This is a genomic window from Pseudoalteromonas sp. B62 (assembly GCF_037162565.1).
Lineage (GTDB): Bacteria > Pseudomonadota > Gammaproteobacteria > Enterobacterales > Alteromonadaceae > Pseudoalteromonas > Pseudoalteromonas fuliginea.
In genome coordinates this window covers 929,468-953,940 of the sequence record NZ_JARLVB010000002.1, presented here as the reverse complement: position 1 = coordinate 953,940, position 24,473 = coordinate 929,468, and the positions used below count along the sequence as shown (strand labels likewise).

At 39.8% G+C, this 24,473-nt stretch carries 23 protein-coding genes and 1 pseudogene; 17 read left to right on the top strand and 7 right to left on the bottom strand.

Annotated features, from left to right (window positions below; all coding sequences use genetic code 11):
- The first annotated feature begins 36 nt into the window (after positions 1-36).
- The 6 genes from glyQ to P4S71_RS08725 all read left to right on the top strand — a co-directional run bounded on the left by glyQ (position 37) and on the right by P4S71_RS08725 (position 5,401).
- A complete protein-coding gene (glyQ, locus tag P4S71_RS08750; RefSeq protein ID WP_007377648.1) occupies positions 37-939 on the top strand; it encodes a glycine--tRNA ligase subunit alpha in 903 nt (300 codons plus the stop codon).
- 2 nt (positions 940-941) lie between these two features.
- Positions 942-3,011: a glycine--tRNA ligase subunit beta gene (gene glyS / locus P4S71_RS08745; RefSeq protein WP_337150488.1), complete on the top strand. Its 2,070-nt coding sequence runs from the start codon at positions 942-944 to the stop codon at positions 3,009-3,011.
- Between the two features lie 75 nt (positions 3,012-3,086).
- Positions 3,087-3,536 (top strand): hypothetical protein, encoded by a 450-nt coding sequence (locus P4S71_RS08740; RefSeq protein ID WP_337151605.1) that lies wholly within the window; start codon positions 3,087-3,089, stop codon positions 3,534-3,536.
- A gap of 148 nt (positions 3,537-3,684) precedes the next feature.
- Positions 3,685-3,933 (top strand): AAA family ATPase, encoded by a 249-nt coding sequence (locus P4S71_RS08735; RefSeq protein ID WP_337150487.1) that lies wholly within the window; start codon positions 3,685-3,687, stop codon positions 3,931-3,933.
- 182 nt (positions 3,934-4,115) lie between these two features.
- Positions 4,116-4,805 (top strand): AAA family ATPase, encoded by a 690-nt coding sequence (locus tag P4S71_RS08730; protein ID WP_337150486.1) that lies wholly within the window; start codon positions 4,116-4,118, stop codon positions 4,803-4,805.
- A complete protein-coding gene (locus tag P4S71_RS08725) occupies positions 4,799-5,401 on the top strand; it encodes a DUF4276 family protein (RefSeq protein ID WP_193154685.1) in 603 nt (200 codons plus the stop codon). Before P4S71_RS08730 ends, P4S71_RS08725 begins: the two co-directional genes overlap by 7 nt.
- Positions 5,402-5,413: 12 nt before the next feature.
- Here P4S71_RS08725 and tusA read toward each other — a convergent pair whose 3' ends face one another.
- From tusA to fadB, 3 genes are all read right to left on the bottom strand, one after another.
- Complete coding sequence (tusA, locus tag P4S71_RS08720; protein ID WP_004335190.1) at positions 5,414-5,653, bottom strand: sulfurtransferase TusA; 240 nt, start codon at positions 5,651-5,653, stop codon at positions 5,414-5,416.
- A gap of 314 nt (positions 5,654-5,967) precedes the next feature.
- Positions 5,968-7,137 carry an acetyl-CoA C-acyltransferase FadA gene (fadA, locus tag P4S71_RS08715; RefSeq protein WP_004335189.1) on the bottom strand — a complete coding sequence of 390 codons (1,170 nt, stop codon included), beginning with the start codon at positions 7,135-7,137 and terminating at the stop codon, positions 5,968-5,970.
- A gap of 4 nt (positions 7,138-7,141) precedes the next feature.
- A complete protein-coding gene (gene fadB / locus P4S71_RS08710; protein ID WP_337150485.1) occupies positions 7,142-9,301 on the bottom strand; it encodes a fatty acid oxidation complex subunit alpha FadB in 2,160 nt (719 codons plus the stop codon).
- 193 nt (positions 9,302-9,494) lie between these two features.
- Between fadB and P4S71_RS08705 the strand changes: the two are divergent.
- From P4S71_RS08705 to P4S71_RS08670, 8 genes and pseudogenes are all read left to right on the top strand, one after another.
- A pseudogene (locus tag P4S71_RS08705) lies at positions 9,495-11,378 on the top strand (transglycosylase SLT domain-containing protein).
- A 272-nt stretch (positions 11,379-11,650) separates the two neighbouring features.
- The gene (pepQ, locus tag P4S71_RS08700; RefSeq protein ID WP_337150484.1) at positions 11,651-12,973 is read left to right on the top strand and encodes a Xaa-Pro dipeptidase; all 1,323 of its coding nucleotides are present in this window, start codon (positions 11,651-11,653) and stop codon (positions 12,971-12,973) included.
- Between the two features lie 87 nt (positions 12,974-13,060).
- Complete coding sequence (locus tag P4S71_RS08695) at positions 13,061-13,675, top strand: YigZ family protein (protein WP_007377640.1); 615 nt, start codon at positions 13,061-13,063, stop codon at positions 13,673-13,675.
- Positions 13,676-13,771: 96 nt separating this feature from the next.
- The gene (locus P4S71_RS08690; protein ID WP_337150483.1) at positions 13,772-15,223 is read left to right on the top strand and encodes a TrkH family potassium uptake protein; all 1,452 of its coding nucleotides are present in this window, start codon (positions 13,772-13,774) and stop codon (positions 15,221-15,223) included.
- Positions 15,224-15,266: 43 nt separating this feature from the next.
- Positions 15,267-15,920 carry a flagellar brake domain-containing protein gene (locus P4S71_RS08685; protein WP_033031142.1) on the top strand — a complete coding sequence of 218 codons (654 nt, stop codon included), beginning with the start codon at positions 15,267-15,269 and terminating at the stop codon, positions 15,918-15,920.
- 466 nt (positions 15,921-16,386) lie between these two features.
- On the top strand, positions 16,387-16,599 hold the full coding sequence (locus P4S71_RS08680) for an EF-hand domain-containing protein (protein ID WP_008138052.1): 213 nt from the start codon (positions 16,387-16,389) through the stop codon (positions 16,597-16,599).
- A 138-nt stretch (positions 16,600-16,737) separates the two neighbouring features.
- Complete coding sequence (locus tag P4S71_RS08675) at positions 16,738-16,950, top strand: calmodulin (protein WP_007377636.1); 213 nt, start codon at positions 16,738-16,740, stop codon at positions 16,948-16,950.
- Between the two features lie 100 nt (positions 16,951-17,050).
- Positions 17,051-17,266, top strand: coding sequence for an EF-hand domain-containing protein (locus P4S71_RS08670; RefSeq protein ID WP_337150482.1), 216 nt, complete (start codon positions 17,051-17,053; stop codon positions 17,264-17,266).
- A 76-nt stretch (positions 17,267-17,342) separates the two neighbouring features.
- Here P4S71_RS08670 and trkA read toward each other — a convergent pair whose 3' ends face one another.
- From trkA to def, 4 genes are all read right to left on the bottom strand, one after another.
- A complete protein-coding gene (gene trkA / locus P4S71_RS08665; protein ID WP_007377634.1) occupies positions 17,343-18,719 on the bottom strand; it encodes a Trk system potassium transporter TrkA in 1,377 nt (458 codons plus the stop codon).
- A 76-nt stretch (positions 18,720-18,795) separates the two neighbouring features.
- Entirely contained in the window at positions 18,796-20,091 is a 1,296-nt protein-coding gene (gene rsmB, locus P4S71_RS08660; RefSeq protein WP_033040320.1) for a 16S rRNA (cytosine(967)-C(5))-methyltransferase RsmB, read from the bottom strand.
- Entirely contained in the window at positions 20,084-21,037 is a 954-nt protein-coding gene (gene fmt / locus P4S71_RS08655; RefSeq protein ID WP_337150481.1) for a methionyl-tRNA formyltransferase, read from the bottom strand. Before fmt ends, rsmB begins: the two co-directional genes overlap by 8 nt.
- Positions 21,038-21,058: 21 nt before the next feature.
- Entirely contained in the window at positions 21,059-21,565 is a 507-nt protein-coding gene (gene def / locus P4S71_RS08650) for a peptide deformylase (RefSeq protein ID WP_007377631.1), read from the bottom strand.
- 118 nt (positions 21,566-21,683) lie between these two features.
- Between def and P4S71_RS08645 the strand changes: the two genes are divergently transcribed.
- Genes P4S71_RS08645 through P4S71_RS08635 form a run of 3 tightly spaced genes read left to right on the top strand, consistent with a single transcriptional unit; the run spans position 21,684 to position 24,403 of the window.
- Positions 21,684-22,805 carry a LysM peptidoglycan-binding domain-containing protein gene (locus P4S71_RS08645; RefSeq protein ID WP_337150480.1) on the top strand — a complete coding sequence of 374 codons (1,122 nt, stop codon included), beginning with the start codon at positions 21,684-21,686 and terminating at the stop codon, positions 22,803-22,805.
- A gap of 31 nt (positions 22,806-22,836) precedes the next feature.
- Positions 22,837-23,928 (top strand): DNA-processing protein DprA, encoded by a 1,092-nt coding sequence (gene dprA / locus P4S71_RS08640; protein ID WP_170072877.1) that lies wholly within the window; start codon positions 22,837-22,839, stop codon positions 23,926-23,928.
- A 1-nt stretch (position 23,929) separates the two neighbouring features.
- Positions 23,930-24,403 carry a DUF494 family protein gene (locus P4S71_RS08635; protein WP_337150479.1) on the top strand — a complete coding sequence of 158 codons (474 nt, stop codon included), beginning with the start codon at positions 23,930-23,932 and terminating at the stop codon, positions 24,401-24,403.
- Positions 24,404-24,473 lie beyond the last annotated feature (70 nt).

Below are 24,473 nucleotides of genomic sequence, written 5' to 3'. Positions count from 1 at the left end.
TTTTCACGCTACTTCTTAGATAGTAAAAAGCCAAATATGCAAAAATATGACGTAAAAACCTTTCAAGGTTTGATCCTGGCTTTACAGGATTATTGGGCGCAGCAAGGCTGTGTCATTATTCAACCACTTGATATGGAAGTGGGCGCCGGGACATTTCACCCGCAAACATTTTTAAAGTCTATTGGTCCAGAACCAATGTCGAGCGCGTACGTTCAACCGTGTCGTCGTCCTACGGATGGCCGCTACGGTGAAAACCCAAATCGCTTGCAACACTATTACCAATTTCAGGTGGTTTTAAAGCCATCACCAGATAACATCCAAGAGCTTTATTTAGGCTCTTTAGCGGCTATGGGTATCGATACACTAACTCACGAAGTTCGCTTTGTAGAAGACAACTGGGAATCACCTACGTTAGGTGCGTGGGGCCTAGGTTGGGAAATTTGGTTAAACGGCATGGAAGTAACGCAGTTTACCTACTTTCAACAAGTTGGCGGTATTGAGTGTTCACCTGTAACGGGTGAGATCACTTACGGCCTAGAGCGTTTAGCAATGTACATTCAAGGCGTAGATAGTATTTACGACTTAGTATGGGCTGACGGTCCACTAGGGCGCGTAACCTACGGCGACGTGTTCCATCAAAATGAAGTAGAGCAGTCTACTTACAACTTTGAACATGCAAACGTAGAAGACTTATTTGCACAGTTTGATAAATGTGAAGCAGAGAGCCAAAAGTTAATTGAAGCAAACTTACCACTACCTGCTTACGAGCAAGTAATGAAAGCATCGCATGCATTTAACTTACTAGACGCACGCCACGCAATTTCGGTAACCGAACGTCAACGTTATATTTTACGCGTTCGTGCGTTATCAAAAGCGTGTGCACAAAGTTACTATGACAAACGCGAAGCGCTTGGTTTCCCGCTGTGTAAGGATAAGTAAGTATGTCAGCACAAAATTTATTAGTAGAAATTGGCACAGAAGAGTTGCCACCAAAAGCACTGCGTAAATTAGCAGAAGCCTTTGCTGCAAACTTAACTGCAGAGCTTGAAACACTAGAGTTAGCACATCAAGGCGTAAGCTGGTATGCATCGCCTCGTCGTTTAGGTTTACAAGTAAAAGTGCTTGAAGCTAAGCAACAAGACAAAGAAGTTGAAAAACGCGGTCCAGCAACTAAAGCCGCATTTGACGGTGACGGTAACCCAACAAAAGCAGCAATAGGTTGGGCACGTGGTTGTGGTATTGAAGTAAAAGATGCACAAACACTCGAAACAGACAAAGGAGCATGGTTATTGCACATTGCTAAAGTAGCAGGGCAAGAAACTAAAACGCTAATGACAGGTGCAATTACTAAAGCATTGGCTAAACTACCGATTCCTAAACCAATGCGTTGGGGCGCGAATAAAACACAATTTATTCGACCAGTGCACACAGTAACTATCTTGTTTGGTGATGAGTTACTTGAAGGCGAAATTCTTGGTAAGAAAATAACTAACCAGCTTCAGGGTCATCGCTTTCACCACCCAGAAAAAATTAGCATAAACCATGCGGACGACGTTTTTGACGTACTTAAATCTGCTTACGTTATTGCTGATTACGAACAACGTAAAGCGCAAATTCGTGCACAAATAGAAGAGGCTGCAAGCGCAGTTAACGCTGTTGTTGCAATGGATGAAGATTTACTAGAAGAAGTAACATCACTTGTAGAGTGGCCAGTGACTTTAACGGCAACATTTGAAGAAGCATTTTTAGATGTACCGGCCGAAGCGTTAATTTACACCATGAAAGACGATCAAAAATACTTCCCGTTATTAGATCAAAACGGCAAACTTTTAAATAAGTTTTTGTTTGTATCTAACATCGAAAGTAAAGATCCAAGTGTGGTTATTTCTGGTAACGAAAAAGTAGTGCGCCCGCGTTTAGCCGATGCACAGTTCTTCTTTGAAACAGATAAAAAGAAAACCCTAGAAAGCCGATTAGAGTCGCTTGATAGCGTATTGTTCCAAAAGCAACTTGGTACGCTTAAAGATAAGTCTGAGCGTATTAGTGAGCTTGCAGGTTATATTACTGAGCAATTAGGTGCTGATAAAGACCTAGCGCAGCGTGCAGGCTTATTAAGTAAAACTGACCTAATGACTGAAATGGTAATGGAATTTACCGACGTACAAGGTGTAATGGGAATGCATTACGCTCGCCACGATGGTGAAGCCGAAGATGTAGCCGTAGCGCAAAACGAGCAGTACATGCCACGCTTTGCAGGAGATAACTTACCAACAAACTTAATTAGCTGCGCAGTAGCGATTGCTGATAAGTTTGACACGCTGGTGGGTATTTTTGGTATAGGCCAAGCACCTAAAGGTGACAAAGACCCATTTGCTCTTCGTCGTGCTGCTATAGGTGCACTGCGTATAATGGTAGAAAAAGAACTACCACTTGATATTTTAGACCTAGTCGCTAAATCGCAAACATTGTTTGGCGACAAGTTAACTAACTTAAATGTATCAACTGACGTATTTGAATTTATGCTAGGGCGCTTCCGTGCTTGGTATCAAGACGAAGGTATTGAAGTAGACGTAATTCAAGCAGTGCTTGCACGTCGTCCGACTAAACCTGTTGATTTTGATCGCCGGGTTAAAGCCGTAAGCCACTTCCGTACATTAGACGCAGCAGAAGCGCTTGCAGCAGCTAATAAGCGTGTAGGTAATATTTTGGCTAAAAACGACATTACCAGCCAAGGTAGTGTTGATGAGAGCTTATTAAGCGACGACGCTGAAAAAGTATTGGCATCACAAGTAGCAAAATTTGCCACTGACCTTGCACCACTTTACGCAGATGGAAACTACCAAGAAGCATTAAGCCAATTGGCAGGTATTCGTGAAAGTGTTGATAACTTTTTTGACAACGTAATGGTTATGGCCGACGATGAAGCTGTTAAGCAAAATCGTCTTGCGCTTTTAAGCCAGCTAAGCGGATTGTTTTTAGGTATTGCAGATATTTCTGTTTTACAAAAATAACACCGATTAGCAATTTTAAAAGCCAGCGTTTTGCTGGCTTTTTAGTTTTCACTGTATGCAAAGGAAACCCCATTGATGATTTCTATGAAACGAATTTTAACCTTAGCAATTGCTGGTTTACTCACTGCCTGTACAAGCCAAATTTCGATTAACGATGTATTACCACAGCAAGAGCTTGACCGCACAATTTACTTACGTGGCGACTTTACATTGTGGGATGCAGAACCCCAGTATCAGTTTGCGCCAGTTGGTCCTGCGCTTTATCAAGCACAAGTTAAATTTTCGACGCCTGGTAAAGTGTACGAATTTAAAATAGCTGATGCCGATTTTAGTGAAGGCTACAACTGTGGTTACAGCGACGCACGACCAGCAGGACAAAAGCTAACACTCGGCCAGCCAGCTATCGCAGACTGTAATACTATTTATAATTACTTTAGTTACACACCAGCAATAAAAGGCACGTACATAGTAAGTATTGATTACAGTGACTACGACAAGCCACAAGTGACGATAACGAAGAAGTAGATCAAAGATAAATTATAAGTTTAGCCTTTCATTTATAAGTTTCTAAGTGTAGTTAGTTTATTCATCTGTTAAAGTCTCTATAAAATATTAGTTCTAATTCGGAATTCGCTTTAGGTGTATATTCATACTTTGGTTAAGTTGGTAAGTTATGTCAGATTCAACTAATAATCACTTAGGTAAAGTGGTTGTTAAAGGGTTCAAATCAATAAAAAATTTTGAGCTAGAAATCAAACCGATCAATATATTGATTGGTGCGAATGGTTCAGGTAAATCAAATTTTATTTCCTTGTTTACTTTCTTGAGACACTTATCAGAAGGTAAACTACAAAATTATGTTCAAAAACATGGATCAGCAAGTGCTTTTTTCATTTTGGGCCAAAGAAAACTAATGAAATAAGCATTGATATTGACGTTGGATATAATGGCTATCATGCAACATTTGGACACGGTATTAATGACGATACATTAATATTTAATACGGAATATTGTTCGATAAGAAGCTCTTCTAAAAGTTTTTCTATTCAAGGTACTAAAGGAGAAAGTGGCTTAGCACATAGCATAAAAGCTGATAGTCATCATGTGAAGAAATATACAAAATTATATCTAAATGATTGTCGTGTTTATCACTTTCACGACACTAGTGATACTGCAGGGTTCAAACAAGCCTGTGACCTTGATGCTGTAGACTATTTATATACAGATGCAAGCAATATTGCTGCATTTTTATATTATCTAAAGCATTCAACTTTAGAAGAATATAGTAATGCATATTTAGACATAGTTGAGGCTATACAAAATATAGCACCATATTTTCATGATTTTTATTTGGAACCACGGGGGAGCGATAATTCAAAGCGCATCTTATTAAAATGGTTACATAAACAAAATGACGAACCATTTTCAGCAAATCAGTTATCAGATGGAACAATACGATTTATTTGTATGGCTACTTTATTCTTACAGCCTGAAACGCTAAGACCAAAAACTATTATCTTAGATGAACCTGAGCTTGGGTTACACCCTGCGGCATTAGATGAGTTAGCAGAAATAGTAAAAGTAACGTCAAAGGATAATCAAGTTATCTGTTCAACGCAGTCGGTAACTTTTGCGAATAAGTTTAACCCTGATGACTTCATTGTAGTCGATCAAAATGAAGGTAAATCTGAATTTAAGAGAGTTTCTACAGATGAGTTATCAGAATGGCTAGATGATTTTTCAATGGGAGATATTTGGTCTAAAAATCTTATCGGGGGCCGTCCAGAATGGTAAGAATAGGAATTTCAGTTGAAGGGCAAACAGAAGAGATATTCGTTAAAAAAGTTTTAGCACCTTATCTAGCTCAAAAAAACTTGTTTATGACCCCAATATGTATGCAAGGTGATGTAAATATAGATAAGGTACGTAGCGAACTGAAAAAAATAGCTAATAATTTTGATTATGTAACTACTTTTTATGATTTCTATGGATTTAAAAATAAAGTAGCAGGCGAAACTAAGCACTCATTAGAAATGCGTATTTTGAATGCTGTAGGCGAAAATATTAGAGGTCGATTGATACCTTTTGTGCAAATGTATGAGTTTGAAGGTATATTATTTTCATGCCCAAAAAGTTTTGCATTAATAATGAGACAAGCAAACCTTAAAGAGTGGGCAGATGGTTTATTACAGGAGTTTAGGGGTGATCCTGAAAAGATAAATAATTCGCCGCAGACTGCACCATCAAAAAGAATTATGTCTGTTGTTCGGTACAGAAAAACAACACATGGCCCTCGTATAGCTGAGGCTATTGGAGTAGAAACAATACGAAATAAATGTTCGGGTTTTAATGAGTGGCTTCATAAAATAGAGAAAATTAACGATAAGTAGTCATAAAATAATTTAAAGCCCTTTCTTCACCACATATCTATACGGTGCTTCTTCTGCATCTTTAGCCACCAGCGTGTGATCCATAAACGTACAAAAGCTCGGAATGTCGCGAGTGGTTGATGGGTCATCAGCGGTTATTAATAACGTTTCACCATCGTTCATTTTGCGAATAGCAGCACGTACCATCATTACTGGCTCTGGGCAGCGAAGGCCTATGGCATCTAATTGGTGATCGGGATTATCAAAGCTCATAATAAATTGGCCTGTTTAATTAAAGTGATTGCTGTGTACGCGAGTGCTTAGGTATAGCAATTAGTAAGTTTGGCAGTTTAACGCAATTTTAAGCGTAATTTAACTATTTTACTTATCTTAATATGCCCATTTCATTTGAAACATTATTACTGCAAAATACGTTATTTAATAATACGCCCGATCACATAATTACGCTGTTACATGCTTGTTTGATAATGGGACGTTTTTATAAATTGAAGCTAATAAAAAAGGCGAACTGAATAAAATCAGTTCGCCTTTTTAATCACCAAGATGGTTTTACATGTTTAAACTAATTAGTCTTGAACACGTTCAAATACAGTTGCAATGCCTTGGCCTAAACCAATACACATAGTTGCTAAACCGTATCGTACATTTTTGTCTTCCATTAAGTGAATAAGCGATGTGCTAATACGCGAACCCGAACAACCCAGTGGGTGACCAAGTGCGATTGCGCCGCCATTTAAATTCACTTTTTCGTCAACAACATCCATTAACCCTAAATCTTTCATTACAGGTAATGATTGTGCTGCAAAGGCTTCGTTAAGTTCTACTACGCCTAGGTCATCAATTGTAATACCGGCTTGTGCAAGTGCTTTTTTACTTGCTGGTACTGGGCCGTAACCCATAATTGATGGGTCGCAACCAGCGACTGCCATTGCTTTAATGCGCGCACGAATTGGTAAACCAAGTTCTTTTGCTTTCTCTTCGCTCATTACTAACATTGCAGATGCGCCGTCAGAAAGTGCTGAAGAAGTACCGGCTGTTACCGTACCCGATGCAGGATTAAATACAGGGCGAAGCTTTGATAGGCCTTCTACAGTTGTTTCTGGGCGAATTACTTCGTCGTCTTCAACTAAGATAAGCGAACCATCTGCTGCGTGACCTTCCATTGCTAAAATTTCGCGACGGAAACGGCCTTCAACAGTTGCAGCTTGTGCACGTTGATGTGAACGGTAAGCAAATTCATCTTGTTGCTCACGGCTAATGCCATGAAGCGTAGCAAGGTATTCTGCTGTTAAGCCCATAGAGCCAGACGCTTGTGCAATTGATGTTGCTAAGCCTGGGTGAAAGTCGTTGCCGTGAGTCATAGGTACGTGACCCATGTGCTCAACACCACCAATTAGGTAAGTGTCGCCAGCGCCTGTCATTATTGCGCGTGCTGCGTCATGCAATGCTTGCATAGAAGAGCCACATAAACGGTTAACCGTAACAGCAGGAACGCTGTGCGGAATACCGGCAAGCAATGATGCGTTACGTGCTACGTTAAAGCCTTGCTCTAATGTTTGCTGTACACAACCCCAATAAATATCGTCAATTGATGCTGGATCAACTGCAGGGTTGCGATCTAGTAAGCCTTTCATTAAATGTGCGCTTAGGTCTTCTGCACGTTTATGTTTGAATACACCACTTTTAGAGCGACCCATTGGTGTGCGGATACAATCTACAATTACTGGATTATTCATGATATTAACCTTCCACCTTATAGAAAACACGACCTTCTTCGGCCCACTTGCGAGTTTGCTCAGATACTTGGTAAATAGCACCTAGGTGAGCGTATTTGTCTGCTGCTGCAACAAAGTTAGCTAAACCAGTTTGATCTAAGTAACGGAACGCGCCGCCTCTAAATGGAGGGAAACCAACACCGTAAACTAATGCCATATCTGCTTCTTGCGGCGAGGCAATAATGCCTTCTTGCAAACACAGTAGCACTTCGTTGATCATTGGAATCATACAACGGTCGATGATTTCTTGTTTATCAAATTCTTTTGGTGCGTCTGTAATTGGGCTTAGTAGCTCAACTGCTGTCTCGTCATGAGACTTTTTAAGACGACCGCGACGATCTGTTTCGTATTTGTAAAAACCGGCTTTGTTCTTTTGACCAAAACGTTTTTCGTTGGCAAAAATAGTCACAGGGTCTTTATCCGCACGCGCCATACGCTCAGAGAAACCGTCAGCCATTACGCCAGTACAATGGAACGCTGTATCAATACCTACAACATCAAGTAGGTAAGCCGGACCCATAGGCCAGCCAAATACGTTTTCCATTACTTTATCTACTTTTGCAAAGTTAGCGCCTTCAACCACTAATTTGCTAAAACCTGCAAAGTAAGGGAATAAAACACGGTTTACAAAAAAGCCTGGGCAATCGTTAACAACAATTGGTGATTTACCTAATTTAAGCGCGTAATCAACTACTGCATTAATTGTTTTATCTGAGGTTTTTGCACCACGGATAATTTCTACTAATGGCATTTTTGGCACTGGATTGAAAAAGTGCATACCACAGAAATTTTCTGGCTTATCTAGCGCTTGTGCTAGTAAATCAATACAAATAGTTGATGTGTTTGAAGTAAGTACAGTGCCTTCTGGCATGGTCTTTTCAAGATCAGCGAGTACTGCTTGCTTAACTTTAGGGTTTTCTACTACGGCTTCAACAATAATGTTGGCACTTTGTAGGTCTGACGCGTTAAGTGTTGGCTTAATTTTGCTAAGTGTTGCCAACATTTTTTCCATTGGCATGTGTCCACGCTTAACTTTTGCACCTAATAACTTAGACGCTTCACCCATACCTAAATCAAGCGCATCTTGTTGGATGTCTTTCATTATAATAGGTGTACCTTTATAAGCAGACTGGTATGCAATACCGCCACCCATAATACCAGCACCTAATACAGCGGCTTGCTTAATTTCTACATCGCTGTGCTTAGCAAATTTACGTGCTTTGCCTTTAATGTATTGGTCAGCTAGAAATATACCTGTTTGTGCAGCTGCTTCTGGTGTACGTGCTAATTTAGCAAAGTTGGCATTTTCGATTGCCATTGCTTCATCGCGAGTACAGTTTGCCGCTGCTTTAATAGTACGTACAGCCATAACCGGTGCAGGATAGTGGCCTTTGGTTTTACCCATTACCATACCTTCTGCCATAGCGAAGCTCATGCCTTGCTCAACACGGTTTAATTTAAGTGGCTGTAGTTTTACGTTGCGTTTTGCTTGCCAATCTAACTTGCCAGCAATTGCCAGTTCAAGTGTTGATACACTTGACTCTAAAAGTTTGTCAGCACTAACTACTGCGTCAAACGCACCTACTTTAAGTGCATCTGCTGCGCGGTTTTCTGCGCCTGAGGTAATCCACATCATCGCGTTATCGGCGCCAATGATACGTGGTAAGCGCACTGTGCCACCAAACCCTGGCATTATGCCAAGTTTAACTTCAGGTAGGCCCATTTTAGCTGTTTCGCTTGCCACACGATAATCGGTAGCAAGTGCCCACTCACAACCACCGCCAAGTGCCATACCGTTTATAGCGCTTAGAGTTGGGAATGGTAAATCTTCAATTGCATCAAAAACGTCGGTTGCGTTTTTGATCCACACTACTAATTCTTCTTCAGGTTTAGTAAATGTAGGTAAAAATTCGAAGATATCGGCACCAATAATAAAGTGCTCTTTATCACTGGTAAAAATCATGCCTTTGATATCAGTATTGGCGGCTAATTCTTTTAATGCTGCTGCGCAATCTGAAAGAGTTTTTTGAGATAATGTGTTTACAGAACCTGCAACACAAAACTTAAACTCGGCGATGTTTTCCTTTAGGAAGCTAACTTCAAAGGAATCGCTTTTATATAACATTATTATTCTCCCTAGTTGACGAACTAAGACTGGTACGATGAGTTTGCATTTCAATCAGTGTGCTTGCTTTAAATTAAAAATGCAACGAAAAATTTAACCCGGTTACAATCGACTGGTTAAAATATAGCTGGTTTGGTGCTAAGGTGGTTGAAAAGTTTTTATTCACTACTTTAATTTTTTATTAAAGGACATTATGAAAAAATATTTATTAAGCATTGCGGCAGCTGCATTCATTTTCCCTCTTCATTCTGCCGAGGCAAGTATTGATAACGATGCATTTTTAGATGCTGAAAAAAAAGTCCGTCATGGAAGTTATCAAGATTTTAAACAAGCGGTTAGTAACCTTAACCATCCGTTAAAGCCGTATGTTGAAAAAACGTATTGGCAACGACATCCTAATATTAAATACCAGTCAGAAATAGAAAACTATTTAACTATTTATCAGCATACGCCCCTTGAATGGCCGGTGCGTAAAGCATGGTTAGCGTATTTAAAAAAGAAAAATAAAAAAGCGGCATATATTAATAATTACCGTGAAACATCAAATACAGAGCTTACGTGCACTTATTTGGATTTTCAGCTTGATTTAGGTGCACCTGAAAAAGCAATACTAAATCAAGTAACCGACCTATGGACTGTCGGAAAGTCGCAACCGCAAGAGTGCGACGAGCTTTTTCAGTGTGGCGTAAAAAAGGTTACATGGATAAAGAAACTGTTTGGCAGCGAATTACGCTTGCAGCCGAAGGTGGCAAGCAAAGTTTATTACCTTACTTAAAAACGTTATTACCTAAAAATGAGCGCTACTTGGCTGATTTATATCTAAAGGTGCGTCGAGACCCTAGTGCTTCTGCTGGTTTATATCGATACAAAAAAATCAGCTAAAGAAGGGCAAATAGCAATTTATGGTGTTAAGCGTTTGGTTTGGCGCGATAAAGCACTCGCTTTAAAAGCATGGGAAAAGATAGAAAAAATATTTAAGTACAGCGACGAAGAAAAAGCGGATGTCTATTACACCTTTGCGTTGTCACTTGCTTCAAGTGGGCATAAGCAAGCGAGTTTTTGGCTAAATAAAGTGCCAAAAGAGCGACTAGACAGCAAGCTTATTCAATGGCAATTGGGCAATATGCTCAAAATCCAAGATTGGGAGGGGATTGCTGCATTTTTTACAGGGAAAGAAAATTTAAGCCTCGGCCAGCAATATTGGTTAGCTTATAGCTATGCTAAACGTGGCGAGCAGCAAAAAGCAGACGATATTTGGAAAAAAGTAGCGACTAATCGTGATTATTATGGTTTTTTAGCTGCCGCACGCTTGGGGTTGCCAGTTGATTTAAATAATGAGCCTTTAATAGTTGATAAGGTACTGGTAGATAACGTTAGTAATGCACCAGGCTTTAAACGAGCAAAAGCGCTTTATGATCTTGAGCGCTTCACGTCGGCTCGCCGTGAGTGGAATTATTTAACTAATACCTCTAGTGATGAAGAAAAGCTAGCTGCATCACAACTATCTACAGATTTAGGCTGGTACGACAGTACTATTTTTACTTTAGCAAAAATTAAAGCGTGGGATAACGTAGAGCAACGTTTTCCGTTTGCGTTTCAAGATGTATTTGAACGCTACAGTAAACGCAGCAAAATAGATGTGGCCTGGAGTATTGCTATTGCAAGGCGTGAAAGCTCTTTTGCCCCTGATGCACGCTCTCACGCTAATGCACGTGGTTTAATGCAATTATTGCCAAGTACGGCCAAATATGTAAATAAAGGCAGTGTGTCGAGTAATCGATTATATCAGCCTAAAACAAATATTAGGTTAGGTACCAGTTATCTACAGTATTTAAAAAAGAAGAACCATGGCAACGAAATACTAGCAACGGCTTCATATAATGCAGGGTATCACCGTGTTAAACGCTGGCTACCTGATGAAGCTATTCCGGCTGAATTATGGGTGGAGCTTATTCCGTATCGTGAAACCCGTGATTATGTAAAAAATGTGTTTGCGTATCGTCAGGTTTACCATACTAGAATGGGCCGAGAAGGAAATGTTCTCGCGCCATTGCTTCAAATGAAAATGGGCGGTTAGTAAATATAAGTTTAAAGTGGGGGTATTTACATGCTAGATCCCCCTTTTTTGAGCGCTTTGCGGATAATACCAATTTTATTAAAACATGATCATTCTAGCGCATTAAATAACTCAATAACTACGTTAAAAATTATTTATATAGAACAACTATGTATCATAATTTTAGCCTTGTTATTAAGCTATTTTCTTATCGCTATAATAGATCATTAATTTAATGCAATTGGTATAAGTGGTAGACTCAGAGCAAGTTAAATTTAACAGATGGATTAACAATGGATAAATTAGCCGTTTTATACGCCGAACATATTGCAACACTGCAACAGCGTACTCGTACAATTTGTAATAGCGAAGGGTTAGAAGGATTAGTAATTCATTCAGGCCAAGCTAAGCGCCAGTTTTTAGATGATATGTATTATCCATTTAAAGTTAATCCACAGTTTAAAGCATGGTTACCGGTTATTGATAATCCTCATTGCTGGATTGTGGTAAATGGCTGCGACAAGCCAAAACTCATATTTTATCGTCCAGTAGATTTTTGGCATAAAGTGCCTGATGAGCCACGCGACTTTTGGGCCGAGTACTTTGATATAGAGCTACTACTTCAGCCTGATCAAGTAGAAAAGTTATTACCATACGATAAAGCTAAATATGCTTACATGGGTGAATACATTGAAGTAGCGCAAGCCCTTGGTTTTAGTATTATGAACCCTGAGCCTGTACTTAACTATTTTCATTACCACCGCGCTTATAAAACGCAGTACGAACTTGAATGTTTACGCAACGCTAACCGCATTGCAGTAGGTGGGCATAAAGCTGCACGCGATACATTCTTTAATGGTGGTAGCGAGTTCGATATTCAGCAAGCGTATTTAATGGCGACACGTCAAAGCGAAAATGAAATGCCGTACGGTAACATTGTTGCGCTTAACGAAAACTGCGCTATTTTGCATTACACGCACTTTGATCCAAAAGCGCCACACACTCATAACTCATTTTTAATTGATGCCGGTGCAAACTTTAATGGTTATGCCGCTGATATTACTCGTACGTATGATTTTAAAAAGCAAGGTGAGTTTGCTGAGCTTGTACAAGCGATGACAGTTCAACAAATCGAGTTAGGTAAAGGTTTAAAGCCGGGTATGCTTTATGGTGATTTACACGTTGAATGCCATAACCGTATCGCACAAATACTCAGTGACTTTAAAATTGTTAACCTACCCGCGACAGAAATTGTTGAGCGTAAAATTACCTCTACTTTCTTCCCGCATGGACTAGGGCATCACCTTGGTTTACAAGTGCATGATATGGGCGGTTTTATGAGTGACGAAAAGGGCACACATCAACCATCGCCTGAAGGGCATCCGTTCTTGCGTTGTACTCGCCTGATTGAAAAAAACCAAGTGTTTACTATTGAGCCTGGTTTATACTTTATTGATTCACTGCTTGGTGATTTAGCGCAAACCGATAATAAGCAGTTTATTAACTGGGAAAAGGTAGAGTCATTTAAACCATTTGGCGGCATTCGTATTGAAGATAACATTATTGTTCACGAAGATAGCTTAGAAAATATGACACGAGATTTAGCGCTCGATTAATTCTAGTTAACACCAATTAGTTTATACACGTTAAAATACGTACATTATTTAAAGGGGCCTTTTGGCCCCTTTTTACAAGTTTAAAATATGTCTGAATATAAATACCCTGCTGCTGACGTTTTTCATCAAGAAGAAATTAAAAAAAGTACGTTTATAGTCCACATTGCACACACCCCCGATTTAAATTCAGCTAAAGCATTTATTAAAAGCATTGAAGAAAAGTATAGCGATGCGCGTCATAACTGTTGGGCACATGTGGCAGGCAACCCCGGTGGCAGCCATGTTTATGGTTTTTCGGACGATGGTGAACCAAATGGCACTGCAGGAAAGCCTATGTTAAATGTGCTGGTGGGTTCAGGCCTTGGCGAAATCACAGCTGTCGTCACACGTTACTTTGGCGGCATAAAATTAGGCACTGGCGGACTAGTACGTGCTTATGGTGGCTCACTAAACAATGCGTTAGTGAAATTGCAAACAGTGCTTAAAGTTCCCAGTGTTGAAATTACAGGGAGTAGCGAGTACAGCATGCAAGGCGCGATTGAGCAGTTATTAAAAACAAAGTATCAAGTGCTTAATATTGATAAGCAATTTACTGCTAATATTGAATGGGTGATTACAATAGATAGCCGCGAAGCGCAGCAAGCAATCAAAGATATTTTTGATTTAAGTCACGGCGCAGTTGAGTTAACGATTAAAGAGTAATAACCTACACAAATTGCATGTAATGCATATTCACTCTATTTAATTTGGTTGATACTACTCAACCTGAATTTACTAATAATAAAAGCGATAAGCTAAATGCAATTTCGTACCATCATAAAAATTCTTGGCCAACTCGTTGCGCTGTTTAGTATTACCATGGTGCCCCTAGCACTGGTGTCTTTAATATATAAAGACGGTGGTGGTGTTCCTTTTGTTTTAGCATTTATCTTTAGTGTTGTTATTGGCATGATGGCTTATTACCCAAACCGTCATGAAAATGGTGACTTAAAAGCACGTGAAGGCTTTTTAATTGTTGTTTTGTTTTGGTTGGTACTTGGGGCATTTGCATCGTTACCGCTTATATTTTTACAAGAACCGAATTTATCGCTCGCTGATGCGGTATTTGAAGCATTTTCTGGCTTAACAACCACAGGCGCTACAGTGCTTACCGGTATTGAGTATTTACCCAAATCGGTGTTGTTTTATCGCCAGCAACTCCAGTGGTTTGGCGGTATGGGTATAATCGTACTCGCCGTCGCTATACTGCCTATGTTAGGCGTGGGTGGTATGCAGTTGTACCGCGCTGAAATTCCAGGCCCGGTAAAAGATTCAAAAATGACTCCACGGATTGCTGATACAGCTAAGCATCTTTGGTACATTTATGTGTCGCTTACGTTGACATGTATGCTCGCTTATTGGGCGGCAGGAATGAGCTGGTTTGATGCTATCTGCCATGCATTTTCTACAGTGGCGATAGGCGGCTTTTCTACTTATGACGCATCGATAGGTCACTTTGATAGCCCTGTCATTAACTTTATTTGTGTATTCTTTTTAATTATTGCTGCAATTAATTTTTCGCTACATTATGCCGCTGTATCGAGCCGAAACGTAAGAGTTTATTTACGTGACCCTGAATTTAAAGTTTTCCTATGCATTCAGCTTGCACTTGTAGTTATTTGTTTTACGGTGCTTTCGTCAAATGAAATATATGCTAATGGCGACGAAACCCTTGATCAGGCTTTATTCCAAGCAGTATCAATGAGTACAACGGCAGGCTTTGCTACTGATAACTTTTCAACATGGCCTTTGTTTTTACCTATTTTACTTATATTTTCGAGCTTTATTGGTGGCTGTGCAGGCTCTACCGGTGGTGGTATGAAGGTCGTTCGCGTATTTTTACTTTATTTGCAGGGCGTGCGTGAGCTTAATCGTTTGGTGCATCCTCGTGCTATATATTCAATTAAGTTGGGTCGAAAGGCGTTGCCAGATAAAGTAGTAGAAGCTGTGTGGGGCTTTTTCTCTGCTTATGCGCTGGTGTTTATTATTATTATGCTAGCGCTTATGGGCACGGGTATGGATAACATAACGGCGTTCTCTGCCACTGCTGCTTGTTTAAATAATTTAGGTCCAGGTTTGGGTGATGTAGCATCGCATTATGGCGCGATAACTGATGGCGCTAAATGGTTGCTTACTATTGCGATGGTGTTTGGCCGGTTAGAAATATTTACTTTACTTGTGTTATTTACGCCAACGTTTTGGCGTGGATAAAGCTAACTGTTTTATTTAAAAAATACATTACAAGGGAGAGAATATGCCAATAAGCAATCTTAATAATATAATTATTGGCAGCTTGGTCGACCTAGAAATTTTAACGCCTACCAGTAGTAAACGCATTAAGACTGAGATGGTGGGATTACTTGATGATAAATTTATCATTTTAAATTATCCAAGCTCAAAACGCTTACCTGCGGCAAGTGATTATTTACGTGACGGTATAACCGTTGTCGTGAGGGCTTTAATAGAAGGCAGCGGTGGGAAAGTAATTGCGTTTCGTCAGAAAATTATGTCTATTTCTTCTCATCCGGCTCGGCTTATTTTTATAAACTTTCCTGAGCAGGTTCAGTTATTTAGTTTGCGTTCGCAAACGCGTATCCCTACTTTATTACCTGCAAAGCTAAAACTAAGTGACGACAGAGTACTCGAAGGTGTTATTAAAGATATCTCATTAACGGGAGTTATGTTTGATGTTAGAAGTAATAAAGAGCTTGAAAGTATAAAAGATATGCAATGTACTATTATGCTAGATAGCAGTGCGCAAAATTTTGAAGGCGAAGTGTGTAGCGTTAAAGAGCATGATGCGGGGATCAGATGTGGTATTAAACTATTAGCCAGTGAAGATGAAATGAATACCTTTATGAAAGAGCACTTTATTGATCCCTCCATGCTCGAATTCGAAGTCGGTTAAAAGAGATTTCGCTATTTTGCAACAAAATAGCGATTGCCTGCTTTATAGATGAAAATTATTTGGTTATTATTTTTAATAATTAAATAAATAGTATAAAACAGTAACTTAAAATAATAAAAGATTACCGTAATCTAATTTCATGTAATAAACCCAACCCAAATAAAGCTAAATTTTTGCTTTAAACCTCATCTAAAATATCTAAATTCATAATTTGTGGTTTTTTAATCTAAATTAACCTCTTGTTTTTATGGTCTATTTTGTTTTTTCATATCGCTGTGTTGCTAAAAAGCAACAGGAAAGCACTTGAAATTTATCCATATCACGATTTTATACTGTTAACCACATGAAAAATAACAGCTTTTAAAAGTTGGCACCTAAGTTGTAATAGTCATGGTGTACTGAACTTAAGCGTGATTTAAAGTAAGACACCTTAATCGCACACACATAAATTTGAAGGATACATATTATGAAACGCATTAATAAAGCACTAGCACTTATTGCATTAGCATCTTCTTCAGCCGCTTTTGCTGCAACAGACTTTGATACACTTGATGTAGACGGCAGTGGCACAATTAGTCAAGCAGAAGCATCAGTAGATGCAAAGTTAATGAGCATGTTCTCAGAACTTGATACTGACCAAAATGGTGAGTTATCAAAAGAAGAATTTTCAGAAGCTTAATTAACAAGTATTTATCCTGAGTTGCCACAGACAACCTAAGTAGGCAAGGAGCTTACGAAAGAGGGTAACAAGGAAGTGAAAAATTACGTTTAAGCTAAACGAAGCAACTTTTTTGATAGAACATTGAAGGATTAAACTATGAAACATTTAAATAAAGCACTGGCACTTATAGCTATAGCGTCTTCTTCAGTTGTATTTGCAGCATCAGACTTTAATAGCCTTGATATAGATGGTAGCGGCACAATTAGCCCAAGTGAAGCGGCAGTCGACACCGATTTAATGGCTGAATTTATCGAGCTAGATACCGACGGTAGCGGTGAGCTTTCTAAAGAAGAGTTCGCTAATTACTAGTTAACCAGAGTTCAGGTTAATTAATCTTTTTCAGATTAAACATTTTTCACAGTCAGGGATCTTTGAAAAGGACTTCCTCTTTATTATTTAGGAAATTATTATGAAAACATTAAACACAACACTGGCCGTCATCATTTTAACATCGTCGTCAGCTGCGTATGCCGCCGTTGATTTTGCCTCTTTTGATATCGATAGTGACGGGGTTATCACCAAGCAAGAAGCGCAAGTTAACGCGCAGTTAGTGAAATTATTTGATGACTTAGACACTGACGGGAATGGTGAGCTTTCTAAAGAAGAGTTTGCAAAAGTACAGTAACTCTAAAATGATAATTAACACGCGATTATCAACGATTAAAGCCGCCTTCGCCAGCGGCTTTTTATACGTCATAAGACTACAAAAATATAGCACTTACCTGAAATAGTTTTTCTACTACATTAATGTGTTTTTTATCGATTAAAAACATAATAACGTGATCGCCTGACATAATAATGGTGTCGTCATGAGCAATGAGTACGTCGTCATTTCGTACAATTGCCCCAATCGTTGTACCTGCAGGAAGTTTTATATCTGCAATAGCACGGCCAACCACCTTTGATGTATTCTCATCACCATGGGCTACCGCTTCAATCGCCTCTGCTGCACCTTTGCGTAATGAGTAGACGTTAACAATGTCGCCACGACGTACATGTGTTAGTAATGCCGAAATGGTGGCTTGTTGAGGAGATATGGCAATGTCTATTTCTCCCCCTTGTACTAAATCAACGTAAGCACCACGCTGAATAAGTACCATTGTTTTTTGTGCGCCCATACGTTTTGCAAGCATGGCTGACATAATATTTGCTTCATCGTCATTGGTTACGGCAATAAATACATCAACTTGATCAATATGCTCTTCTGAGAGTAATTCTTGATCTGATGCGTCACCACAAAATACAACTGTGTTATCTAGCATTTCTGAGAGTTGCTCAGCACGCTCTTTGCTACGCTCAATTAATTTAACAGTGTGGTTTTTTTCAAGTGAGCGGGCAAGGCCCGCGCCAATGTTACCGCCACCCGCAATCATAATTTTTTTGTAAGAACGTTCAAGTTTTTGTAGTTCGTTCATTACTGCGCGTATATGTTTTGTAGCGGCAATAAAAAATACTTCGTCATCGGCTTCAATGACCGTTGTACCTAGTGGTTTGATTGCTTTACCTTGGCGGTAAATAGCGGCAACACGGGTTTCTACATTAGGGATGTGTTCTTTAAGTGCAGACAATGCATAACCGACGAGTAAACCGCCATAATAGGCTTTCACTGCAACTAACGAGAGCATGCCATCGGCAAACTGCAATACCTGTAATGCGCCAGGGTAGTCGATTAAGCGACGAATGTACTTGGTCACGAGTGCTTCTGGGGCAATGTAATGATCGATTGGCAAGTCGTCGTTCTGAAAAAGTTTCTCGCGGTATTTTAAATATTGCTCTGAGCGAATACGGGCAATTTTAGTGGGCGTTTTAAAAATACTGTACGCCACTTGGCATGCAACCATGTTTACTTCATCTGAACTGGTTACTGCAATAACCATATCGGCGTCTTCAGCTCCAGCTTGACGTAATACATCAGGATGCGCACTGTGTCCTACTACACCTTGTAAGTCGTACTTATCTTGAAGTTCACGTAATCGGTTACCATCTATATCAACGACTGTAATTTCATTCTGTTCGCCTACTAAATTCTCAGCGAGTGTTGCGCCTACTTGGCCAGCACCGAGTATGATTATTTTCATTATTTACCCGTGTTATAAGTAGCAATTAAGAGCCATTTTTAAATTATAAAAATGGCTAATTTACAGTTCATTAATTTTAGATTTTTTTAACTAGCTTAGCGTAATAAAATCCATCGCTTTCGCCTGGTAGTAGCTGTAACCCTGGCATTGTAACGGTGTCTTTGTCATGCAGAGGAATGTGCTCTGCATCGTCATTATTAGCTAAAAACTTAGCTACTTGTTGCTGATTTTCTTGTGGAAGAACCGAACATGTAGCGTATACCAATGTACCACCTGGTTTTAAAAGTGGCCAAATACTATTGAGTATATCACCTTGTAACTTAGCTAAATCTTCGATGTCTGATGCGCGACGTAACCATTTTATGTCAGGGTGGCGGCGAATTACACCAGTGGCCGAACAAGGCACATCAAGCAAAATACGATCAAATAATTTTTCGTCCCACCAAGTATGTGGTTGCGAGGCATCACCACATTGCAAGTCTGCACCTAAGCCAATACGGGTAAGGTTTTGCTTAACACGTTCAAGTCGAGTTGAGTCGCTATCGAGTGCAAGTACGTCTGCGTCAGCAAGTTCTAATATGTGACAGGTTTTTCCGCCAGGTGCTGCACAGGCATCTAAAATAGTGTCATCTGCTTTAGGCTCTAAAAAGCGTGCTGCAAGTTGTGCTGCGGCATCTTGTACTGAACATGCACCTGTATCAAACTCTGGTAAGGAAAATACATCGCGTGGTTTAGCGAGCTTAATACCGTCTATAAAGTCAGGATTTAAGGTATGTTCAATATCGTTCGCCGTTAGCATATCGCTGTATTCTTGCGTGCTATATTGTGCTTGATTCACACGTAACCACATAGGTGCTTGTTGTTGGTTTTCTGCAAGTATGTCTTCCCAACTATCTGGGTAGGCCTCTTTTACTTGTTTGATAAACCAATTAGGGTGGTTGTATAAACACACAGGGATAAGCTTCGCTTTTTCTTCAAGCTCAATTTGCTGGCGTTGAAAACTACGTAATATAGCGTTAATAAGCCCTTTTAAACCTAAAGCACGTAATTGAGCAAGTGCATTTACAGTTTCAGATATTGCTGCGTGCGGCGGTACACGCATGTGTTGTAGTTGATAAATACCTACATATAATAAAAATTGAAATATTCTGCGTTTACCTTTTAGTGGATCTTCCACTAAATGTTGGCAGTAGTTTTCAAGGCTAGGTAAGTAGCGTAAAACGCCATAACAAATTTGTTGTAGTAGCGCTTTGTCTTTTGGTGGTAAGCCTTGGCTAGCAAATGGCAGTTCTTGATTAAGCGAAGCGCCTTTATCAACTACGTTATATAAAGTTTCAGCGGCAAGCGCTCGTACGTTTTGAACATTACTCATTGTTTTCGCCTAATACTGTGCCAGGGGTAACCCAGTCACTACGACCATTTAAAAAGTCGTTAATTGCCATTGGTTTTTTACCTTGCGGTTGTAATTGCGTAATACATAAAGCATGTTCACCACACGCCACTACTACGCCATTTTTGTCGCTTGATAAAATTTGCCCAGGATTACCTGATTGCGAGGTAACCTGCGCTTGATAAATCTTTACTGTTTGCCCACTCATTTGAGTAAAGCACACAGGCCATGGGTTAAAAGAGCGAATGTTTCGCTCAATTTGCAGCGCACTCATGGACCAGTCTATATTAGCTTCCTCTTTAGAAAGCTTTTTAGCGTAGTTAGCAAGTTCATCGTTTTGAGGTTCAGGCGTGATCTCACCATTAGCTAATTTATTAATGGTTTCAATTAACGCATCTGGACCTAGCTCAGCAAGCTTGGTATATAAACTAGCGCTAGTTTCTGTCGTGCTAATAGGGCAGCGGCTTATATGTAGCATATCGCCGGTATCTAGCCCTTCATCCATTTGCATTATTGTTACGCCGGTTTGTTCATCACCAGCCCAAATTGCGCGTTGAATAGGTGCAGCACCGCGCCAGCGCGGTAATATAGAACCATGCACATTTAAACAACCTAAACGTGGAGCTTCTAAAATAGCTTTAGGTAAAATTAAGCCATACGCTACAACAATCATAATGTCGGCATTTAATCTTGTTAGCTCTGCTAGTGCTTCATCATTTTTTAATGACTGTGGCTGAAAAACCGGTAAGTTGTGCTCAAGCGCTAGCGCTTTTACTTCACTGGCTTTTAATTTTTTACCACGACCGGCAGGGCGGTCTGGCTGGCTATATACCCCCACTATTTGATGTTCGCTTTGTATTAGCGCTTGTAAATGACGTGCGGCAAAATCCGGCGTACCGGCAAATATAATGCGTAATGGTTGAGTCACTGAGTTTTCCTAAGGTGCTTATTACTGTTCTGCAAACTTGGCTTCTTTTTCAAGCTTTTTACGAATACGTTGGCGCTTTAATGGAGATAAGTAATCAATGAATAGCTTACCTTGAAGGTGATCTAGTTCGTGTTGAATACAAATGGCCAGCAGTTCGTCTGCATCTAGTACAAATTCTTCGCCGTTTTCGTTAAGTGCAGAGACTGTTACTGTTTCTGCGCGGTCAACTTTTGCATACGAGTTAGGTACTGATAAACAGCCTTCTTCGCTAATAGTTGAGCCATCTTTTTTGATGATTTGTGGATTAATTAATACCAGTGGCTCATCACGCTCTTCTGATACGTCAATAACAACAATTCGTTGATGGATATCTACTTGTGTAGCAGCAAGCCCTATACCATTTTCATCATACATAGTTTCCAGCATATCTTTAACAATTTGGCGTACTGTATCGTCAACTTGAGCAACTTCTTTTGCTATTGTACGTAAACGTTCATCTGGAAACCTTAAAACTTCTAACCTAGCCATAGTTACCTTTTTCACTTGTGCTTAATTTAGGGTATTGTATGCTCTTATTTTAGCCATTCACGTTCACCTTTAACAGGTTTTGGGCAATAATAATGAAAAAACAATACAAGGAAGCTCAATGAGATCCCCGTTAGTTGCAATCATGCTTGCATTAAGTGCTGCTTTTCCGGCAGTTGCAGATGTGTTGGAAATAAAAAAAGACGCGCCAAAACAGTATGTTGTAAAAAAAGGAGACACGCTCTGGGATATCTCTGGTATTTATTTAAATAAACCTTGGCTATGGCCAGAATTATGGCAAATGAATCCTCAAATAAACAACCCAAATCTTATTTACCCAGGGGATGCGCTAACATTAGTTTACGATGCAGACGGAAAACCTCGTTTAGTGATAAATAAAGCATACAGAAAGCTTTCTCCGCAGGGGCGTATTACCCCTAAAGGTAAAAATGCAGTTACAACATTGCCACTTGAACTAATTAAACCTTACTTGACGTATGAGCAAGCAATTAATAGCGACGAAATAGATAATAAGCCATATGTTTTGGGCGCAAATCAAAATACTAAAACACAGACACTGGGCCATATTTTATATATAAATGGCGATTTAAAATTAAATCAGGCTTACGCCATTTACCATAAAGGCGAACCTTATGTTGATCCTAAAACAAATACTGCACTAGCTAATAAAGCAAGCTTTGTTGGGGTGGTACGTGTATTTAGGCGAGGGGATATCAACAGCGGCGTGCCAGCTTCAGTAAGGGTTGAGTCGGTTAAGCGTGAAATTAAACAAGGCGATTTTTTATTACCGCTAATGCAGGGACAAATGTTGCCAGCATACTTTAATATGCACCGACCTAAACAACCTGTTGAAGGTGCGGTCATTGCTTCTGCTAATCACAGTAGGGAATTCAGCACGATGGACATTGTGGTGCTAAACTTAGGTTCAGAACAACAAGTAGAACCAGGCCACATATTAGATATTGAACGTCAATCACCAGGTGTAATTGATGGACGGCGAGGGCCTCGTTATCCTGAAGACTCCAGTAGCTTTGAAAAACTGGTATCAGACACCAGTGAGTTTTTAGGCTTAGAAGCAGACGAAAACAGTACCGTTTGGACTATGCCTAAAGAAAAAGTTGGCGAGCTAATTGTCTTTAAAGTGTATGACAAAGTAAGTTATGCGTTAATAACTAAAAACCAGCACCCAATTCGCATTGGAGATATTGCAGTTATTCATTAAGAAGTAGCGAGTCGGTGCTCTAGGAGAGAGCATGGATCAGTCATCTGGCAAGCTAGCCCACTGGCTTGCCTTTTATATGTGTAAAGGGTTGGGTATAAAAACCCTTTTAGCACTATCTACAAACTATTCCCTTGGGTCGTTATTCGACTTACCTCATGACAAGCTTTTACAGCTAGGATTAACCGCTAATCAAGCGAGTAATTTACTCAACACTAATTGGCAACAAATCAGCCATTATGAGCAATTAATTGCGCAGCAGGGCATTACCGTAGTCTGTATTTTTGATGCGCTTTATCCAGAAGATCTCCGGCAGATTGCCAGTGCCCCTTTATTACTATTTTGTAGGGGTGATGTCTCGTTACTATCTACCCCACAAATTGCAATTGTAGGGAGTCGTAATGCCACACCTACTGGGCTTGAAATAGCATCAGAATTTGCATACGAGTTAACTTTGGCGGGGATTACAGTTACCTCAGGTATGGCGCGGGGAATAGATGGAGCAGCACATAAGGGCTCTCTTGCTGGTACGGGTAAAACCATAGCTGTGCTTGGTACTGGGGTTGATATTTACTATCCTAAACGCCATAAACTATTAACAGACCAAGTGTTAGAAAGCGGCCTGCTGGTGAGTGAGTTTTTACCAGGAACAGCTGCTCATGCTCATAACTTTCCGCGCCGTAATCGTATTATTTCTGGGTTATCGTTGGGAGTGCTCATTGTTGAGGCTGAAATCAAAAGCGGTTCGTTAATTACAGTACGTTATGCGCTTGAACAAAATAAAGAGGTATTTGCAGTACCAGGTTCTATTAAAAACCCGCTAGCACAGGCAAGTCACTTTTTAATAAAGCAAGGCGCTAAGTTAGTAGAAAACGTGGCTGACATTCTTGATGAGGTGAGTTTTACTTACGACAATAGCGTATGTAATAAAGAACAGCCAATTCAGGCAAATTCTCAATGTGAGGTTTTAAATAGTATTGGCTTTGAAGTAACCAGTGTAGACGACATTGTGCGTCGCGCTCGGTGGCCAATAGACAAAGTACTCGCTAGATTGCTCGATTTAGAATTAGACGATCAGATTGAGCGCGTCCTAGATGGTTATATTAAGTTAAGCGCAGGAAGGTAATATGTTTGATATTCTTTTATATCTTTTTGAAAATTACATTCATAGCGAAGCAGATATATTTGCAGAGCAAAATGAGTTAACCGATGAGCTACTGCGCGCGGGTTTTAATAAGCCTGAGATATTTAAAGCACTCGATTGGTTAGAGCAACTCGCCGATTTACAACACAGCGACGAGTCTCCTTATCTTATTGATAATCCTAAAGATGCAGTTCGTATATTTACCGATAGCGAATGCCAAAGGCTCAGTGCTGAGTGTCGTGGCTTTTTAATTTTTATTGAGCAAATAGGCGTAATTAACAATGTAACTCGTGAGATGGTAATGGACTGTTTAGCCTCTCTCGATAAACCAACTATAAGCCTAGAAGACTTAAAGTGGATTGTACTTATGATCTTGTTTAACGTTCCAGGCTCTGAAGAGGCATATGAGCAAATGGAAGATTTGATTTTTGATGAACCCAGCGAACTTCTTCATTAGAGATAATTATCTTAATTGTACTCAAATTACTTAAAAGGATAAGCACGGCATTGCTTGTATCTTTAAGTGG

Coding starts and splice junctions, on each gene's coding strand:
- glyS (WP_337150488.1), top strand. CDS start 942: ATGTCAGCACAAAATTTATTAGTAGAAATTGGCACAGAAGAGTTGCCA.
- P4S71_RS08635 (WP_337150479.1), top strand. CDS start 23,930: ATGTTTGATATTCTTTTATATCTTTTTGAAAATTACATTCATAGCGAA.
- P4S71_RS08725 (WP_193154685.1), top strand. CDS start 4,799: ATGGTAAGAATAGGAATTTCAGTTGAAGGGCAAACAGAAGAGATATTC.
- dprA (WP_170072877.1), top strand. CDS start 22,837: ATGGATCAGTCATCTGGCAAGCTAGCCCACTGGCTTGCCTTTTATATG.
- P4S71_RS08735 (WP_337150487.1), top strand. CDS start 3,685: ATGTCAGATTCAACTAATAATCACTTAGGTAAAGTGGTTGTTAAAGGG.
- P4S71_RS08670 (WP_337150482.1), top strand. CDS start 17,051: ATGAAAACATTAAACACAACACTGGCCGTCATCATTTTAACATCGTCG.
- P4S71_RS08690 (WP_337150483.1), top strand. CDS start 13,772: ATGCAATTTCGTACCATCATAAAAATTCTTGGCCAACTCGTTGCGCTG.
- fadB (WP_337150485.1), bottom strand. CDS start 9,301: ATGTTATATAAAAGCGATTCCTTTGAAGTTAGCTTCCTAAAGGAAAAC.
- P4S71_RS08695 (WP_007377640.1), top strand. CDS start 13,061: ATGTCTGAATATAAATACCCTGCTGCTGACGTTTTTCATCAAGAAGAA.
- trkA (WP_007377634.1), bottom strand. CDS start 18,719: ATGAAAATAATCATACTCGGTGCTGGCCAAGTAGGCGCAACACTCGCT.
- P4S71_RS08645 (WP_337150480.1), top strand. CDS start 21,684: ATGAGATCCCCGTTAGTTGCAATCATGCTTGCATTAAGTGCTGCTTTT.
- P4S71_RS08680 (WP_008138052.1), top strand. CDS start 16,387: ATGAAACGCATTAATAAAGCACTAGCACTTATTGCATTAGCATCTTCT.
- pepQ (WP_337150484.1), top strand. CDS start 11,651: ATGGATAAATTAGCCGTTTTATACGCCGAACATATTGCAACACTGCAA.
- rsmB (WP_033040320.1), bottom strand. CDS start 20,091: ATGAGTAATGTTCAAAACGTACGAGCGCTTGCCGCTGAAACTTTATAT.
- P4S71_RS08685 (WP_033031142.1), top strand. CDS start 15,267: ATGCCAATAAGCAATCTTAATAATATAATTATTGGCAGCTTGGTCGAC.
- P4S71_RS08740 (WP_337151605.1), top strand. CDS start 3,087: ATGATTTCTATGAAACGAATTTTAACCTTAGCAATTGCTGGTTTACTC.
- P4S71_RS08675 (WP_007377636.1), top strand. CDS start 16,738: ATGAAACATTTAAATAAAGCACTGGCACTTATAGCTATAGCGTCTTCT.
- def (WP_007377631.1), bottom strand. CDS start 21,565: ATGGCTAGGTTAGAAGTTTTAAGGTTTCCAGATGAACGTTTACGTACA.
- tusA (WP_004335190.1), bottom strand. CDS start 5,653: ATGAGCTTTGATAATCCCGATCACCAATTAGATGCCATAGGCCTTCGC.
- glyQ (WP_007377648.1), top strand. CDS start 37: ATGCAAAAATATGACGTAAAAACCTTTCAAGGTTTGATCCTGGCTTTA.
- fadA (WP_004335189.1), bottom strand. CDS start 7,137: ATGAATAATCCAGTAATTGTAGATTGTATCCGCACACCAATGGGTCGC.